This is a genomic window from Clostridium muellerianum (assembly GCF_012926525.1).
GTDB classification, from domain to species: Bacteria; Bacillota; Clostridia; order Clostridiales; family Clostridiaceae; genus Clostridium_AM; species Clostridium_AM muellerianum.
This window is the reverse complement of sequence record NZ_JABBNI010000027.1, coordinates 14,644-29,185: the sequence shown is the minus strand read 5'-3', so window position 1 is coordinate 29,185 and position 14,542 is coordinate 14,644. Positions and strand designations below refer to the sequence as shown.

Annotated in this window: 13 protein-coding genes; 5 read left to right on the top strand and 8 right to left on the bottom strand. The window is 29.7% G+C overall.

Features of this window, described 5'->3' with window-relative positions; all coding sequences use genetic code 11:
• Positions 1-20: 20 nt before the first annotated feature.
• The 3 genes from HBE96_RS14930 to HBE96_RS14920 form a co-directional block, all read right to left on the bottom strand.
• Positions 21-956, bottom strand: a complete 936-nt coding sequence (locus tag HBE96_RS14930; RefSeq protein WP_169298539.1) for a MerR family transcriptional regulator — start codon at positions 954-956, stop codon at positions 21-23.
• 392 nt (positions 957-1,348) lie between these two features.
• A complete protein-coding gene (locus HBE96_RS14925; protein ID WP_169298552.1) occupies positions 1,349-2,080 on the bottom strand; it encodes a MerR family transcriptional regulator in 732 nt (243 codons plus the stop codon).
• Positions 2,077-2,985: a DUF2268 domain-containing putative Zn-dependent protease gene (locus tag HBE96_RS14920; RefSeq protein ID WP_169298538.1), complete on the bottom strand. Its 909-nt coding sequence runs from the start codon at positions 2,983-2,985 to the stop codon at positions 2,077-2,079. Before HBE96_RS14920 ends, HBE96_RS14925 begins: the two co-directional genes overlap by 4 nt.
• 208 nt (positions 2,986-3,193) lie before the next feature.
• Here HBE96_RS14920 and lplA point away from each other — a divergent pair, with 208 nt between their 5' ends.
• Positions 3,194-4,183: a lipoate--protein ligase gene (gene lplA / locus HBE96_RS14915; RefSeq protein WP_169298537.1), complete on the top strand. Its 990-nt coding sequence runs from the start codon at positions 3,194-3,196 to the stop codon at positions 4,181-4,183.
• 255 nt (positions 4,184-4,438) lie between these two features.
• Positions 4,439-5,413: an alpha/beta hydrolase gene (locus tag HBE96_RS14910; protein WP_169298536.1), complete on the top strand. Its 975-nt coding sequence runs from the start codon at positions 4,439-4,441 to the stop codon at positions 5,411-5,413.
• 666 nt (positions 5,414-6,079) lie between these two features.
• Here HBE96_RS14910 and HBE96_RS14905 read toward each other — a convergent pair.
• The 5 genes from HBE96_RS14905 to HBE96_RS14885 all read right to left on the bottom strand — a co-directional run bounded on the left by HBE96_RS14905 (position 6,080) and on the right by HBE96_RS14885 (position 10,662).
• Positions 6,080-6,991, bottom strand: a complete 912-nt coding sequence (locus HBE96_RS14905; RefSeq protein ID WP_169298535.1) for a nucleoside hydrolase — start codon at positions 6,989-6,991, stop codon at positions 6,080-6,082.
• Positions 6,992-7,134: 143 nt separating this feature from the next.
• Positions 7,135-7,935, bottom strand: coding sequence for an SDR family oxidoreductase (locus HBE96_RS14900; RefSeq protein WP_169298534.1), 801 nt, complete (start codon positions 7,933-7,935; stop codon positions 7,135-7,137).
• A 64-nt stretch (positions 7,936-7,999) separates the two neighbouring features.
• Entirely contained in the window at positions 8,000-8,599 is a 600-nt protein-coding gene (locus tag HBE96_RS14895) for a Crp/Fnr family transcriptional regulator (RefSeq protein WP_169298533.1), read from the bottom strand.
• A gap of 181 nt (positions 8,600-8,780) precedes the next feature.
• Positions 8,781-10,016: an MFS transporter gene (locus HBE96_RS14890; RefSeq protein ID WP_169298532.1), complete on the bottom strand. Its 1,236-nt coding sequence runs from the start codon at positions 10,014-10,016 to the stop codon at positions 8,781-8,783.
• Between the two features lie 160 nt (positions 10,017-10,176).
• Positions 10,177-10,662: a MarR family transcriptional regulator gene (locus HBE96_RS14885; RefSeq protein ID WP_169298551.1), complete on the bottom strand. Its 486-nt coding sequence runs from the start codon at positions 10,660-10,662 to the stop codon at positions 10,177-10,179.
• A gap of 343 nt (positions 10,663-11,005) precedes the next feature.
• Here HBE96_RS14885 and HBE96_RS14880 point away from each other — a divergent pair, with 343 nt between their 5' ends.
• The 3 genes from HBE96_RS14880 (at position 11,006) to HBE96_RS14870 (ending at position 14,497) form a co-directional block, all read left to right on the top strand.
• Positions 11,006-11,794, top strand: a complete 789-nt coding sequence (locus HBE96_RS14880) for a hypothetical protein (protein WP_169298531.1) — start codon at positions 11,006-11,008, stop codon at positions 11,792-11,794.
• Between the two features lie 554 nt (positions 11,795-12,348).
• Positions 12,349-12,813, top strand: a complete 465-nt coding sequence (locus HBE96_RS14875) for a pyridoxamine 5'-phosphate oxidase family protein (protein ID WP_169298530.1) — start codon at positions 12,349-12,351, stop codon at positions 12,811-12,813.
• Positions 12,814-13,297: 484 nt separating this feature from the next.
• Positions 13,298-14,497: a MerR family transcriptional regulator gene (locus HBE96_RS14870; RefSeq protein ID WP_169298529.1), complete on the top strand. Its 1,200-nt coding sequence runs from the start codon at positions 13,298-13,300 to the stop codon at positions 14,495-14,497.
• Positions 14,498-14,542 lie beyond the last annotated feature (45 nt).

Sequence of the window (14,542 nt, the reverse complement as noted above, 5' to 3'; positions counted from 1 at the left end):
AGCTTCAGTATTTCTAAAAATCACTTCATACTATCCCTCATAACTTGCTTAATATTTATTCCAGATTCATTTTCTAATTCTTCTCTAATTATTTTGTAAGCTTCCTTTAATTTTTTATAATCTTCACTTAATAAAACTAAAAAATCATCAAAGGTATTGTCTTTATAACCTATTGAATTCAAAAATTCTCTACACTGCCTACTAGTTTCTTTACAATTATTTCTTACTAATTCATTTTCCTGCATAACTTTAAACATCAAACCTAAATTATTCTTTATTTCTTTTTTTATTTCTTCATCACCCTTTATTAACTTTCTACATTGGATGCTCCATTCTTCGTTTTTATTATCCTCTTTATTTTCCTGCGCTTTATTAAAATTTTTGATAAAAGGGTGATTCTCATCTGGATCACCTAATTCATCTAAATACTCTACCATATCTAGCCATACTCTTTTCTTTTCATCGCTATCTACGACAACTCTAAGAAAAGGTTCATACATATATATTAAAATTTTGCCAAACCCACCTGGAAATTTTCTCATTATAGCAGTAGATATATATTCTTTCTTTTCTTCTATTGAAAGTTCTAATGTTTCTTTTAACTTTTTAACCTCCTCCCCAATTTGGGTATAATCCTCAGAATTTTTATCAATAATGCATTGAATAACCATTTTGCTTTTCTCTAAATTATCTATATTTCTATTTATTTTATTCTTAGTTTCTTCCATAACTTCCAATATTGATTTTTTACCTTCAATTACATTTTTTATTTCAATTATTGGAATATCCAACATTCTTAATGCAGCTATCAAATTAAGCTTTACAATATCTTCTTTTGTATACTCCCTATAGTTATTTTCAATATTTTTTAAAGGAGAAATTAATCCTTCATTTTCATAATACTTAATAGCTTTTTTAGTTAAGCCAGTTATTTCTGATACAACTTTAATGTTCACTAAACATACCTCCATCATTTACAACTAAATAAAAATATTAACAACAATTTAAGTATAAACTTATACCTAAGGTATAAGTCAACATTTAATTTAAATAGTATCATGAAGAACAATATGATAAATTTAAAAAAGACTCTTTGGAGGATAAAATCCAAAATTGAAACAACTATGCTAAAAGATTGTATCTGACTTGAGCAAAGATCCTTCTTCAAAGGAAATCCATCAAATTGAAACACAACTTTTTAGAGGACAGAAGACAGTGAAGAATCAACATTCACTGTCTTCTGTCCTCTGTTAATTATTCTCTAAAAATAATACTTCATATTATTTTTAAACTGGAAAAGTTGAGTTAAATATTCAAATGTGAAAAATAACTTTGTATATCCTTCCACTTACTTTGTACAATAAATTGCAATTGCTTGTGATATAAATTCTGCTGTTCCCTTTCCATAACTATCAATATTTTTTTTAAAACGTTCATCCTGTAAATACATAAGTCCAAGGCCCTTTAAAATTTCATTAGTACATTTGTAAAATCTTTTTGTAATGTAATCCTGCCATTCTTTAACAAGTGCTTGAACTTCTTTACTGTCAGCACTTTTTTCCATATTCTCAGCAAAAGCCTTTAAAATCTTACCACCTTCTTCGTTTACCTGCTGCCACTGTTCTTTACCATAATTTTTAGTCTTTGCTTCACTTTCAGCATAAGCATCAGTTGTTCCCCAACGTTCTTTAACTTCTCTTTCATATTTCTTTTTTGCATTTTCAAAATCAATATTATCAAATTCTTTAAAACTCATATTACATTCTCCTTTTATTGTTTTTTCCACAAGCTTTATTAGCCTGTCAATTCTTTTACGTTTTTTAATAAGCAGCTCTTTATGTTTTTTTAGTGCTTCCGCTCTATCAAATGATGCATTTTTAACAATTTCTTTAATTTCATTAAGTGGAAAATCCAGCTCTTTGAAAAATAATATTTGCTGAAGCAGCTCAATAGTATGGTCATCATATAAACGATAACTGGCCTCAGAAACCTTGCTTGGCTTAAGTAAATCTATTTCATCATAATAATGAAGAGTTCTTACAGTAACTCCTGTTAATTTTGCAACCTCGTTAATTTTCAGTTCCAAAAATCCTGTACCTCCTTTAAAATATCCTCAGTTGGTGTGATGGTAGCTTCAAATATTGTTTTACCTGTCTTCTTAAGATAATATTTGATTAAAGAATATCCACAGGCATATCCCCCGCAATAAGGCATACCAACTTGAACACTACCATTAAGAGCCATAATTTCATCTCCATAAAGAAATACTGAAAGCTTATTAAAATCATCACAATTAATATTTTCCTTAATTGCAGGTTTAATAACATTTTCTAGTGTTTCTTTTGTGGTACTTGTAACCCACACTCCTATTTTATCCTCTCCAAACATAAAAGCAGCAAAATTTTCTGCTAAACCTTCACTGACAATCATATCTCCTAATGTAATCTTATTACTCCACTTCATAAACTGCCATCTTACATTGTGGTTTGCTTCGTGAGCAAGTGCTACTGGCAGCATTTTAAGCGATTTTTCGTTTGGAATAATTGTTCCTATGATATATCCAGGAATTCCACCATCTCCACAATAATCACCACTCATTTTTGCCATTGGATTTTCTGGATCATTTAGCAAAACAGTAAAAATATAATCTTTTACAGGAAGTGATACACCACTAGCTTCAAATCCCTCAAATGTTTTTCTAATACTTTCTTCACAGGCTTTCCAAAATCCTTCATCACTAATTTTTTCAACATCACTAATTCGCTCACTACCTATGTTATTTGGAGCAAAAGCACCTGCCATAGTAGTTGCCATAACAACATCATAACCACCTGGCTTTTCTGCTTTAATTGGAACACCAATACAAGAATACTTAAATTCAAATGGTTTCATAAGCTCATACCTATATATATCCTCACGTTCACAAGGCTTTGCTAAAATTATTTTCCTATAAATTTCATCAGATCTAATGGCTTTAATATTCATTTTGTTACCTCTTTTCCTTTAGTATAGCTATACTATATACTATTACGTTACGTTAGAGTCAACAACCAAAAACAAAAAATGTGAAACATATACAAAAGTTAACTTTCTTAAACTTTAATGTTTATTTTTCTTCATAAAATTGATAGAATAAAACTGGCACTTTACTTATAGAAACAATTTATGTAAATTAACAAAGGGGATGCATTTAATGAAATTTATAGAAAATATTTCAACAGATCCACATTATAACTTAGCTCTTGAAGAATATGCATTTAGAAACTTAAAGGGTGAATATGTTTTATTATGGAGAAATTGCCCATCAATTATTATTGGAAAACACCAAAATACAGTAGAAGAAATTAATATGGAATTTGTAAAACAAAACAACATTAACGTTGTTAGAAGAGTTACAGGCGGCGGTGCTGTATACCATGATCTTGGCAACTTAAATTTTTCATTTATTACAAAAATTAAAGAACATAATGCCAAAATAGATTTTAAAAAATATAATGTTCCTATAATTAAAGCTTTAGAAAATTTAGGAGTAAAATGTGAATTATCAGGTAGAAATGATCTTGTAATAGATGGCAAGAAATTTTCTGGAATTGCTCAAAGCGTTTCAAGAGAAAGAATATTAAATCATGGCACATTACTTTTTGATTCTAAATTAGATACATTGTCTAAAGGATTAAATGTAAAAAGAGATAAAATCGAATCAAAGGGTATAAAATCTGTATCAAGCAGAGTTACTAATATTAAGCCTCATGTTAAATATGATGTTGATGTATTAAAATTTAAAGAATTATTGTTAAAAAATATATTTACATATTTAAATGAACCTGTAGAAACATATGAATTAACTGAAGATGATAAAAAAGCTATACAAAAAATGGTGGATGAGAAATATGGCACCTGGGAATGGAATTTTGGCAATTCACCTAAGTTTAACTATAAAGGATATAATAGGTTTGAAGGTGGATGTGTAGATGTTAGACTTCATGTAAAAAATGGACTAATAGAAAATTGTAAAATATATGGTGACTTTTTTGGTAAGTGTGACATAGAAATTTTAGAGGAAAAATTAAAAAACGTAAAGTATGATGAGGAGGAAGTAAAAAAGGTTTTACAGGATACTAACATAAATGATTATTTAGGAAAAGTTACAAAAGAAGAGTTTTTATGCTGTTTATTTAGCTAATATAAATAATAGATGTAAAAGCTAAAATTACATTAAGTTCCACAATAAGAAGTATCTTATTTTTCAATAGCTGCTTTTTATTGTGGAATTTAATGTTTTATGATGTTTGTTGATTTTTTTTATAAAAAATGATATATATATAATTGTTTTTTAACTATGAAAGCTTGTTTATATAATTTTCAACCACTAAATAAGGAGGATAAACCTAGTACAAAACCTTAAATCAACTTTTACTACTAGGTATAGGGGAATTTAATGAAAAAATTTTTTAAACGATTATTAATTATTTTAGTTGCTGCACTCATTATTTTTGTTGCTATATTTCATAAAAGAATTATATTAACTTATACCCTAGTTAATAAGTATATTTCTTTAAAAAATGATAATATGAGAACTCCAGCAATTGATGGATTAAAAATGTCTCAATCTATGAATTACAGAGATATTATATACAAAAATACTAATGGAGTTCCACTAACACTGGATATTTATTCTTCACTAAAAAAGAATAATGGTCCCTCTCCAGTAATTTTATATGTTCATGGTGGCAGCTGGGTTTATGGTGATAAAAGTATTCCAGACGCATTAAGTCCTGTGCTCAATACTTTTAGAGAAGAAGGATATACCATTATAAGCACTTCTTACGAACTAAGTAGAGATAAAGCTAATTTCAATAAACAAGTTGCAGATGTTAAAGATACTATAAGATGGATATCTAAAAATAAATCTACTTACAATCTTGACCCAAATGAAATAGGAGTTATTGGTGTTTCATCAGGTGCTCATCTTTCTCTTCTAGCTAGTTATAGCGGCAATGATGATTTTACTGATGACAAAGATTTAAGTAAGTATTCATCTAAGGTTAAATATTTAATTGATTTTGCAGGTCCAACTGATTTAAGTCTTTTAAATACAAGCGATTTAAATTATGACTTAACAAAAATTTTTAATTCAATAAAAGATAAGGATACTGTTATAAAAAAATTTAACCCTATGAATTATGTTAGCAAGAAAAGTCCAAGTACATTAATAATACATGGCAGTTTTGATCCTATGGTTCCTTACAAAAGTTCAAAAGAACTTTATGATAAATGTGTTCAAGAAAATGCCAAAGTAGAATTGATTACTTTAAATAGCAATGTACATGATTTATCAAATATCTCAACCACAGATATTGCTTCTATGTCTGAAGGATTATTGAAATTTGTAATATTTAATTCTCCACTATAACATAAACAAAGTTACTGCATTAAGAAATTTACACATACTATAAAGCATAATGTTACTCAAGTAACCGAAGAAACGTTAAGCTGTATTACGGCTGATATATGTTGTGCAGGAACACTCACTTCATTAAGAAGTTCTAATTGCTTAAGATATTGAAAAATACCTACCTCTTCAAATGCGACGTCCTGTCGCTTTCAGAGCTTTTGCCGTCCTGGCAAAAATTACGGTATTTTTCAATATCTCAAGCAAAGAACTTCTAAAATTTGCTCGAATGTTCCTTCACAACATATATCAGTCTTCATACAGCTTAACGTTTCTTCTTACTTCAGTCTACATATATGCTATTATTCCTATTATCTTAAAAGCGTAGCTTCCATAATAATTATTTTTCACCTATATATTTTAAGTTAGCTATTCTAATCACAGCTTAAAGCGTAGCCTATAAGTAGTAGGTTTATTTCCAGTTTTGAATCTATGTGCTATATATTGCTTTATTCCATTCTTTTCAATTCTCACAATTATATTATACCAAAAAGAATATTTTTTGATTTATGCGTCTATTCTGAAGGCTTTCGCCTGAATTTTTAAGAGCTAAATTATCAATATTAATATGTACAACTGAAGTTAAAATCCAAACTACCACTGCACTTTATATCTACTTGCGTTGTATTATATATTTATAGCTTTTACAATAGCTTTTCTAAAGGATTCCCTGTCTATATCATAAAAAACACGACAATTAGGTTTTTTATCTAAATTATGTATTTCATCCACATAACTCATTCCCTGTGTAATGCCAGCTCTCGTGTCAATTTGAACATATTGATCCTTATATTCAAACATATCTGTATCTGAAATGGCAAGTATAGCACATGGATCATGAATTCCAGCATCATTAGCTGCATAGGATGAAAGAATTTTCACTGTAATATCAGATATTGTATTATGAAATTCTCTCATTTTATTTAATTCCATATCAGTTAGAGTTGCCTTTAATGTAACATTCAAACCACACATCATCAATTTAACACCACTGTTAAAAACAATATATGCGGCTTCGGGATCTGTAAAGTAGTTGAATTCACTAAATGGAGTTGCATTTCCAATATTTATTCCACCGCCCATTATACTTATTGCAGCAATTTTGGATTTTACCTCAGGATGAACTGACAAAAGTAATGCAATATTGGTCAATGGTCCAGTAGCAGCTATGTACACAGGTTCATTGCTCTCCATTAATATTTTCCTTTGCACCTCTATTGCACTTAAATCACTTAATTTTGATAACTTATCATCACTAAATGTACTGCTGTAACCACCAAATCCATCCAAACCATGTACTTCCGTAGCAGGCAGCACATTTTTAATAAGTGGCTTTTCCGCTCCTTTTGCTATAATGCAATCCAAACCTAATAATCCAGCCATAAGCCTGGCATTATGAGTAGTTAAATCAATTCCTACATTTCCTGATACTGAACAAATAGCTTTAATATCAAATTCTGGTTTTGAATGAGCTACCAAAACAGCAAGAACATCATCTATTCCAGGATCACAGTCTATAATTAATGGATATTTCTTCATAACTTACGCCTCCAATACTTAAGTACTACTAACATTATAACAGATTACGCATCTTCTTCTAAATAAAAACACTAATTCAACTTTCTCACATAGAAAATTTTAACTTAATATAATAAGCAAATTGCAAAATTTAAGATATTGATTTATCTCTTTTTCATAAGGTATTCCCTTATAAAATCAGGGAAATATGTAACCATACCATATGTAAATGGAACAGCAACTTTATAACGGGCATTAAGTCGTTTTTTCAAAATTATATCACTAATAGCTTGTGCCGCTGCTTTAGAATCAGTTCGCTTTTGCTTATTTCTATATTGGGCATCTGATTTATAAAAATGTGAATAACAAGATTTTTCATTTTCCATGAGATCTACTGAATTATTCTCTAATGTCTTAAAAAAATTGGTTTTCATAGGACCCGGTTCAATGACGGTGGTCTGAATATTATAACTGTGCAATTCTAAACGCAGTGTATCACTTAATGCCTCAACTGCAAATTTTGATGCACAATAAACCCCATTAATAGATTGAACAAATTTTCCTGAAATGGAACCAATATTTATAATCTTACCACATCGTTTTTTACGCATTTCTGGAACAACTGCCTGAATCATGTTAACTATACCAAATACATTTACGTCAAACATACTTTTAGCACTATTTGCATCAATTTCTTCTAAAGCTCCTCTAAGTGAATAACCTGCGTTATTTATAAGAATATCAATCTTATGAAATTTTGATACCACTTGATTTATTGCCCTTTGAATAGACTCTTTTTGGGTAACATCTATGGATAATTTTAAAGATGCAGGTAAATCTTTTAAAGTTTCCACATTTCTTGCTGTTGCAACAACTATGCATCCTTTGTCAAACAATATATTACAGAGCTCTCTTCCAATTCCTGTAGAGCATCCAGTAATTAAAATAACTATTTCATTTTTCATAATAATCAACCTCCAGTAGTAAAACTTAGCTACATCATAAATCACCTGGAGATTTCCTGCATTATCATTTGTTAAAATTTAATTTTTTTCTTATTCTGCTAAGAGACACAGGAGTTATTCCTAAATAGGATGCAAGATGACACTGTTTAATACGTGCTTCCAAACCAGGATATATATTAAGAAATTGTTTATATCGCTTTCCACTGTCTAATAATTTAAAACTAATTGCATGCTCTTCTTTTATAACAAGTACCTTATCAATCATTTTCTTGTAAAATAAAAGTAATTCATAATTTCCTTCTACTATTTTCTCAAAATCAGAAATCTTAACTACAAGAATTTCACAATCTTCTAGTGCTTGTATACAATACATAGATTCTTTTTGAGATAGATATGCCACATAAGAAAATAATATTTCACCTTCTGCATAAAAATATTTTGTTACATCATTACCTGATTTATCAATATAATAAGAGCGGAAAACACCCTTAATAATAAAACCTATTTCAGTAGATTTTTCACCCTCCTGTAAAAAGAACATATCCTTTTTTAATACTCTAGACTTAGAAATATTACTTAATAAAGAAATGCTTTCCTCATCAAGAGAAATCCCCTTACTTTTAAAAAAATTCGCCAATAAAACGTTGTATGCATTCTCATTCATGTCAAAAATTCTCCTCTTTTAAATATCCATTCACTAATACTTTTTCACCTTATTTAAAATAGCATAGCATAAATTCTAAAATTTACATAGGAAATATAAAACATTAAGTTTGGGGAATATCTAAAGTCATGGCTATACACAAACAGCCCTATTTCATAGTTATTCAATGTAAATTAAATATTTACTTATTTACATGCATACCCTCATACAAAACTGGTATTGCTGCTGCTGTAAGGATCATACCCATAAAAGCAGGTGCAGCATGTCCAAGTAATACATAGATTTGACCTCCAATGATAGGTCCAATCATTCTTGCTAAAGCTTGAATAGATTGACTGCCTCCTTGAATCCTCCCTTGTTCACTAGAATCAATAGATTTGGATAGCATCCCATTGAATGAAGGGCCAAAGATTGAATCACCAAAACCAAATATAAACATTCCAGTAATAAAAAGAGGATAGAATGAAATCAAAGCTGATGCTGCAATAAAACTGTAGCCTATAATCTCCGAAACCATTCCAATAATTGCTATCTGTTTATCACTAAATTTTATCAAAAGCTTTGACATTATGAAACCTTGCGAAATGATATCTTGAAATCCCATAATTGAAAACATAAGTCCAATTAGTGCAGGCTTCCAATTGAAGGTATCCATTGTAAATTGCGAAAAAATTGCTTGTAAAGAACCGTTAGGTATCCAAAGTAAGAAGGCTGAAATAAGCAGCCTTTTTAAATTTTTTATAGAAAGTATGTTTACAAGCTGTGTAAATGGGTTCAGTCTTATAAAGGTAATCTCTTTCAGTCTATTATTTTTATCAAGGCTTTCAGGCATAAAAAAGAATCCATAAACAACATTCAATATAGTTATTATTGCTCCAAAATACATAGGGACAGAATAACCAAGCTTAGCAAGTAATCCACCTAGAATTGGTCCAATGACAGTACCTACACCTACAACTGCACTGGCCCATCCAAAGTATTTAGTTCTCTGATTTGGCGGAATAATGTCTGCAAAGTATGCTAATATAGTGCTTATGTCCCCACCTGTTATACCATCTATTATGCGTCCAGCAAATAGTATCCATAGAGCTCCTCCTATACCAAAAACTAAGTACCCCATTGCTGAACCCAAAATGCATATTAAAAGTACTGGACGACGGCCATATTTGTCACTCAAAGCTCCAAGTACTGGGGCCGCAAAGAACACGCAGACTGCATAAACAGAAGTTAGCAGTGTAACAACTATAGCTTGATCTCCAGGATTGCTTATATAAGGCTTAACTAAGAATGGGACAACAGGTGCTGCGATAGTGAAGCCTAATCCGCAAAGAAACATAGATATAATACCGAACATTAAAGCTTTTTTATCTATGGTTTGTTCTGTGTTCACTTCCTTGTATGATCTAAATTTGGACATTTAAATTCTCCTTTCAAAACTTGCATTTTTGTTTCCTTGGCAACATAATTATTCTATCATCTTATTGTTTCCTTGTCAACAATAAAGCAGAGCTATATGAAAGCACTTATATTTCAGCGTTTTCATACAGCTCTGCTTTAAATTTTTTTATACAATCACACTATTCAAAATCACTTTGATCTTTTATATCTAGACCCTGTTTCTTTATTTCTGAATCCAAGTGACTACTATACTTTTCCATGAAACTAAGCATCATATCTAATTGTTCCTCAGTTACCTGATCAAATACGGCTTTATCCCTCTCTTGAAACTCCCTATGCAGCTCCTCATGGACTTTATAAGTTTCCTGTCCCTGCTCAGTAAGCCTAAAATAAATTTCTTTCTTATTATCCGGCTTCTGATAACTTTCAATTGCCCCTTTTTTTATGAGCTTCTTGGTTATTTTACTTATAGCACCCCTAGTCATATAAAAGGCTTCAGCAAGTTTTGTCACGTTAGAATCTTCATTTTCTCCAATATATTCGATACAATGCACTTCAGAAGACTTATAATCTTTAAGACTATCTTCCATCTTAAACTTATTAAGTGAAACCATTTTGTTGTATACATCACTAAAACCTCTTACAACCTGTTCTGCTTTATTCATGTTCATAGTCTGTCCTCCCCTCCGTTGGCACATTAACAATATTATATTAAATTTTTGTTTCTATTTCAACAATGTTAAAATAGTCATTTTTAAAATAAAATTGCTCTCTTTTCTCCATATATTATATTTATCCACATAAATGTCTTAGAAAAAATTGTGTATTATCAAATTACAAACTAAACCTGACACAAAACTTTTAAGAAGCTGTAACATTTTTGTAATACAAAAGATTTATTATATATACATACCAAGGAACAAATTGTGAAATTAAAAAAATCGAGAACATAGAAAAATCAATCCGTGTAGCATACGCTGCCCGAGATATTTAAAGGAGTGTATTAAAATGAACAGAAAAAAATTAATGAGTAAAATAATAACTGCAGTAATAGCTGGTGGTGTACTAATTTCAACTGGAACTGCTGCCTTTGCCGCAAATAGTACTAGAAGTTCTTCAAATACCAGCACTACTAAGCAGGAAGTTAGAATGAATAAAGGAAACAAATCAGACATGATGAAATCAGAACTTGATAAGTTGGTCGCTGCTGGAACTATTACTCAGGCTCAAGAAACTACTATATTAAATAAAATTAGTCAGGAAGAAACAAATAGACAAGCTGAAATGGATAAGGTTAAAAATATGACTGAAGCTGAGCGTCAAGCTTACTTTGAAAGCAAAAAAGCTTCAGAAAAAGCTGATTTTTTAGCCTCTCTTGTAACTGATGGTACTTTAACTCAAGCTCAAGCTGATGCTATAAAGAGTGCACTTCCACAAGGTCATGATGGAAAAGAAGGCAAAAGAGGCGACAGTATGTCTGCTGATAAAATTAAAACTCAACTTGACACTCTAGTTACTGCTGGAACTATTACTCAGGATGAAGAAACTAAAATAGTAAACTACTTTACTGAAAAGCAAACTAAAAGACAAGCTGAAATGGATAAAGTCAAAAATATGACTGAATCTGAACGTCAGGCTTACTTCGAAAGCAAAAAGACTACAACAAAAACTGATATGTTTAGTGAACTTGTAACTGCTGGAATTATATCTCAAGATAAGGCTGACGCTATTAAAGCTGCAATGCCTGCTCCAAAAACTCATGATGCAGTTCAATCAACAACAACTACTAATCAATAAAAATGATAAAAGCCACCAAACTGGTGGTTTTTATTATGGCCTTAATTAAAAAGATATCATCTTCATTCCTTTGATAAAATTATAAAATATCAACCTATTAAATAAGCTATGCCATTTTCTATTTCATATTTTATATATTTATACAATTGCACATAAAATGGAGTGTTTTTTGATTGGTCCCAAATAGGTGTAATTTCAAGCATATTTTATATACTCCAATAACTAATACCATAAAACATATTAAAACTGATACTTTTTATTATATCAGATTAAAACTATAATAAAAAAGGGAGGATCAGGTATGAATACTAAATAAGTTGTTAGCCTTAGATATAATATTGTATGAAGAAAGTGAAATTGATCTATATCTACAAATGATTTTTACAATAAAATGAATTCTTATAAATTATACACAAGGCTAAATTACTTTTTAGATTTCCAAGCCTGCGAACACTTTTATGAATACTTATTCTTTTCTTAGCTTTGCATTATGGTATAGCTAAGATTAAAATGATTGAAAATAAAGGTGATTAAAAAATAGGAAGGTGATTGTTTTGTTTAAAGAAATTAGAAGAAAAGACAGAGAAATTAAAAATGATGAAGTTATTGAAATTTTAAAAAACAATACTTATGGTATTCTTTCAACTATAGGTGAAAATGGATATCCATATGGTGTACCAATAAGTTATGTTTATATGAATAATTCAATATATTTTCATTGCGCTGTAGAAGGACAAAAGTTAAATAATATAATAAATACTGATAAAGTATCTTTTTGCGTAGTTGGGCAAACTTGTGTATTACCAGATAAATTTAGTACAAAATATGAGAGTGTAATTATATTTGGAAAAGCACAGGAAATCTTCAATGATGAAAAAAATGCTGTACTTTTGAATGTGCTAGAAAAATATTCACCAGATTACATAGAAAAAGGTAAGATATATATTGCAAATGCAGGAGCAAAAACTAAAGTAATAAAAATAAATATTGAGCATATTACTGGTAAAGCAAGAAGGTAATTTGCACCAAGTGAAAAAATTTTTGTACCAAACAATCTAGAAAAAATCCAACTTTAACTCAATAATTATTATATTGCTTATTTAAAGATTGAATCAAAATATGCTAAATAATGAAGCCATTACGCTATTTTATAATATACTTGAATTTACTTCATAACTTTCTTATTGGACAAATCAAGGACTTACATAATACAAAAGTAAGTCCTTTTTTCTAAACTTATATTAATATCATATTCAATTGAAAATTCTGTAATATTCCAGAAAATCAACAAAGCTGTTTATATATTTATTATAACTTAAACAAGTTATTTTTTAATATCATTGACTTACTTCTTAATATAAAATTAAATTTTACTAAAAGTGTTGACCCTAACATTATGTCATAGTGTAATATATAATCAAGGGTTAAAAATACTAATAAAACTCATGCCGGCAGAGTATTAGGCGGTATTAAAGCTCTAAAATCAAAGTTTGAGGTGAAGTTATGAGAACAGTAAAACAGGTTTCAGATTTAACAGGAATAAGTGTGCGTATGCTGCACCACTACGATAAAATTGGATTATTAAAACCAACTAAATTGACAGAAGCAGGTTATAGACTTTATGACAATGAAGCTCTTGAAACCCTGCAGCAAATTTTATTTTTTAAGGAACTTGATTTACCCCTAAAGGAAATTAAAGAAATCATAACCAGTCCTCACTTTAATAAGATGGAAGCACTAAAAAATCATAAGAAATTAATCATTTTAAAAAGAGATAGATTAAATGATTTGATAGAGCTTATAAATAAAACCTTAAAAGGAGCGAATACAATGAGTTTTAAAGAATTTGATATGAGTGAATATTATAATGTACTGGAAGAATTTAAGAAAGAAAATATGGATAAAGTAATTAAACACTTTGGAAGTGTAGATAAATTTGATAAACTGCTTAAAATAGGTACCGATACAGAAGCAAAAATTGCCAAAATGGCCATGGAAGAATACGGAAGCATAAAAAAATATGCTGAGGCTGTAAAGAAAAACTTGAATAATTCAGTAGCAATGACTAAAGCGGAACAAATTGATAAGTTTAAAAAAGATTGTTTTTATGAAAGAAATCCTGAACTAAAAGGACTGTATAAAAAACTTACAGCTGACTTAAGTAAAGATCCTGCATCAGATGAAATTCAAAAAATTGCTGGTGAAATAACTAACATTGCTAAAAGAGATTATGATGCTTTTAAAAATGAACTTGGGGATTATTATTGGCTTACTATTGTACGACTTTATTCAACATTTCCTAAGGAGTTAGAAAAAGTTGATAAGGAAAATGGCGGAGTTGGTATGGCATGGATAGACGAAAGATATGGAGAGGGTGCATCTAAATTTATTGGAAAAGCTTTAAAAACTTATTTAGGAGATTATGAACCTAAAATAGAAACACTATATAAAAGACTTACAGCCAACTTAAGTAAAGACCCTTTATCAAAGGAAATTCAAAAAATTATATCTGAAATAGTAGCTGAAACAGAAAAGCAACATGAAGCCTTAGAAATAGAAGTAGGTGAAAATTATTGGGGCTATCAGGCAAATCAGTATTTGTCAGAGTCTATTTCAAAAAAAGCAATGGATAAAAACTATGGCGATGGTGCCTCTAAATTTATTGGAGAAGCCTTAAAGTTTTATGTTGAAAATAACAAGTAGGCTTAATTACAAGAAACCCTGAGTTGAAATCTTTTCTACCCAGGG

Coding starts and splice junctions, on each gene's coding strand:
- HBE96_RS14920 (WP_169298538.1), bottom strand. CDS start 2,985: ATGAATATTAAAGCCATTAGATCTGATGAAATTTATAGGAAAATAATT.
- lplA (WP_169298537.1), top strand. CDS start 3,194: ATGAAATTTATAGAAAATATTTCAACAGATCCACATTATAACTTAGCT.
- HBE96_RS14910 (WP_169298536.1), top strand. CDS start 4,439: ATGAAAAAATTTTTTAAACGATTATTAATTATTTTAGTTGCTGCACTC.
- HBE96_RS14905 (WP_169298535.1), bottom strand. CDS start 6,991: ATGAAGAAATATCCATTAATTATAGACTGTGATCCTGGAATAGATGAT.
- HBE96_RS14900 (WP_169298534.1), bottom strand. CDS start 7,935: ATGAAAAATGAAATAGTTATTTTAATTACTGGATGCTCTACAGGAATT.
- HBE96_RS14895 (WP_169298533.1), bottom strand. CDS start 8,599: ATGAATGAGAATGCATACAACGTTTTATTGGCGAATTTTTTTAAAAGT.
- HBE96_RS14890 (WP_169298532.1), bottom strand. CDS start 10,016: ATGTCCAAATTTAGATCATACAAGGAAGTGAACACAGAACAAACCATA.
- HBE96_RS14885 (WP_169298551.1), bottom strand. CDS start 10,662: ATGAATAAAGCAGAACAGGTTGTAAGAGGTTTTAGTGATGTATACAAC.
- HBE96_RS14880 (WP_169298531.1), top strand. CDS start 11,006: ATGAACAGAAAAAAATTAATGAGTAAAATAATAACTGCAGTAATAGCT.
- HBE96_RS14870 (WP_169298529.1), top strand. CDS start 13,298: ATGAGAACAGTAAAACAGGTTTCAGATTTAACAGGAATAAGTGTGCGT.